This window comes from Agromyces mediolanus, assembly GCF_023715325.1.
Taxonomy (GTDB): domain Bacteria; phylum Actinomycetota; class Actinomycetes; order Actinomycetales; family Microbacteriaceae; genus Agromyces; species Agromyces mediolanus_A.
On record NZ_JAMBNX010000018.1, the window covers coordinates 1 to 2653 of the forward strand.

2 protein-coding genes and 1 pseudogene are annotated in these 2653 nt (G+C 73.7%); 2 read left to right on the forward strand and 1 reads right to left on the reverse strand.

What is annotated here, in order from left to right; genetic code table 11:
* Positions 1–369, reverse strand: a pseudogene (locus M3147_RS18845) (hypothetical protein); the annotation flags it as partial.
* Between the two features lie 83 nt (positions 370–452).
* On the opposite strand from M3147_RS18845, the gene M3147_RS18850 reads away from it, so the two are divergent.
* Both M3147_RS18850 and M3147_RS18855 read left to right on the forward strand, forming a co-directional pair.
* Positions 453–1391: a 2-hydroxyacid dehydrogenase gene (locus M3147_RS18850; protein ID WP_251204931.1), complete on the forward strand. Its 939-nt coding sequence runs from the start codon at positions 453–455 to the stop codon at positions 1389–1391.
* A gap of 70 nt (positions 1392–1461) precedes the next feature.
* Complete coding sequence (locus tag M3147_RS18855; protein ID WP_251204932.1) at positions 1462–2439, forward strand: serine hydrolase domain-containing protein; 978 nt, start codon at positions 1462–1464, stop codon at positions 2437–2439.
* The last annotated feature ends 214 nt before the right edge of the window (positions 2440–2653 follow it).

Consider the following 2653-nt stretch of genomic DNA (forward strand, 5'->3'; position numbering starts at 1 on the left):
CCTGCGGCTGCCGAGGATCGAGCTCGTCGATCCCTCCGGTGGCGTCGAGGACCTGCTCGCCGGCGTGCTCCGCACGCCCTCCGCCCCGCAGACCTCCTTCGGCGACGACCCCTTGCGCATGATGCGGCCGGTCTCGGCCCGATCCGGAAACGCCTCGTGCACGGCGAGGTGCGCGATCACGTCGGCCACGAAGCCCGCCGCGGTGATCGCGACGATGCCGACGAGCAGGGTGAGGGTGGCGCGCGCCGCGTCGAGGTGCGCGACGTTGGAGTGCTGCACCAGCACGATGGCGAGCCCGGTGAAGGTCGCGTACACGCGTTCCTTCAGGGCATCCGCGCGTTCATCGCTCGCCCGCTCGGACCTGACCATGCGCCCAAGGTAGCAGCGGGCGCGCGAGCGCCGCGCGCCCGCGCGTGCACCCCGGCTCACGGCGGCTCTGGAAGGATGGCGGAATGAGCGACGCGCGACTCACGGTGACGGTGCCCGGTGAGACCCTGCTCCGAGCCCTCGAAGCCACGCCAGGCGGGGTGCCGGAGGGTGCCGAGGTGCTCGTCTGGGGGCTCGACTCGCCACCGCCGGCACCGCACCTCGACCTCGTCGTGCCGCCCTACATGGATGCCGGAGACAAGGTCGGCGCGCTCGCCGATGTCGAGTGCCGCCTCGTGCAATCGCAGTCGATCGGCTACGACGATCTCGTCGACGTGCTGCCGGCCGGGCATGTGCTCGCGAACGCCGCGAGTGTGCACGAGCCCTCCACCGCCGAGCTCGCCGTCGGGCTGATGATCGCCGCGCAGCGCGGCATCCCCGCGTTCGTCCGAGCCGCCGACGAGGGCCGATGGGCGCCCGAGCGCCGGGCCAGCCTCGCCGACCGGCGGGTGCTGCTCCTCGGCGTCGGCGGCGTCGGCCGCGCGATCGAGGACCGGCTCGCGCCCTTCGAGGTCGAGCTCACCCGCGTCGCGAGCCGAGCGCGCGGCGACGAGCGCGGCCACGTGCACGGCATCGACGAGCTCCCGTCGCTGCTGCCCTCGACCGAGATCGTCGTCGTCGGCGTGCCGCTCAACGAAGCGACGACGGGACTCGTGGACGCGGACTTCCTCGCCGCCCTGCCCGACGGGGCGCTCCTCGTGAACGTCGCGCGCGGCAAGGTCGCCGACACCGACGCCGTGCTCGCCGAGGCGCGCAGCGGGCGACTGCGGTTCGCGCTCGACGTCGTCGACCCGGAGCCGCTGCCCGAGGGGCACCCCCTGTTCGAGCTGCCGAACGTGCTGATCACTCCGCACGTGGGTGGGGCCTCGTCGGCGATGATGCCGCGCATGGCCCGGCTCCTGCGCGAGCAGATCGAACGGATGCTCGCCGGCGAGGAGCCGCGCAACATCGTGTTCCGGAGCTGAGCGTGCCGCGGCATCCGCCCGCGCCCACGACCCACCCACGACCCATCCCCGACCGACCCGAGAGGACCGCATGCCCGCCTTCGACCGCGCATTCGACTGGACCCGCCGCCACGTAGCGACCGGCGCCCTCCCCACCGCGGTGCTCGGCGTCGCCGACGCCTCGGGCATCATCGCGATCGAGGCCTTCGGCGAGGCATCCGCCGACGACCATTACCCGCTCTTCTCGATCACGAAGCCGCTCGTCGGCCTCGCCGCGCTCGAGCTCGTCGAAGAGGGTCGGCTCGCGACCACGACGACCCTCGGCGCCGCGCTGCCCGGGTTCCGCCGAGGCGACGAGGTGCAGCTGCGCCACCTCGTGAGCCACAGCTCGGGCATCATCGAGTCGCCGATGGACCAGCCGGAGCTCCGCCGCACGCTGCTCACGGCCGACTCCGACTTCGCCGCGGGCACCGCGACCCGGTACTCGACGCTCGCCTTCGAGGGCGTCGCCGCGCTCATCGAGCACGCCAGCGGCGGCCCTTGGGAGCGACGGGTGCTCGAGCTCGTCCGCCGCGCGGGCGCCGACGGGGTCACCTTCGACCGCGAGTCGACGCGACACGCCCCCGTCGAGGCGGCCGAGTTCGGACTCGACTGGGAGCGCTTCTCGGCGCTGCGGCATCCGGGCGCCGGCGCCTTCGCCCGCGCGAGCGACCTGCTCGCACTCGGCTCGGCGCTGCTGCGGAACGACGGGACGGCCGTCTCCCCGCTCGCCGTCGAGGCGATGCGCCGCCCGCTCACCGAGGGGCTGCGCAAGCTCGAGCCGTACACCGAGGACCGCGGGCAGGAGTGGGGCTTCGCCTGGAACCTGCTCGTGCGCGCGCCGGGACTGCTCGCCCGCGACACGTACGGGCACGGGGGCTGGGCGGGGACGCAGCTGTGGATCACGCCCTCACTGGAGGTCTGCGTCGTGCTGCTCACGAACCGTCCGGATCCGGCGCGGTTCGGCGTCGCGGTCGACGAGCTGCAGAACGCGGTCGCCGCGGCGGCGTCGCGGCGAGCGCTCGGCTGACCGCCCCTCCCACCCCTTCCACAACTCAGGAACCACGGACACAACTCAGGAACCCCGCCGGCGCGCCCTCCCGTCCCACCCCTTCCACAACTCAGGAACCACGGACATAACTCAGGAACCCGGCCGGCACCATCCCCGGAATCGCGGGTCGCGCTGCCGCGGCACGGGCCCGCGCGCCAGAACGTTCCTGAGTTGTCTCAGCGGGGCGGGCGGG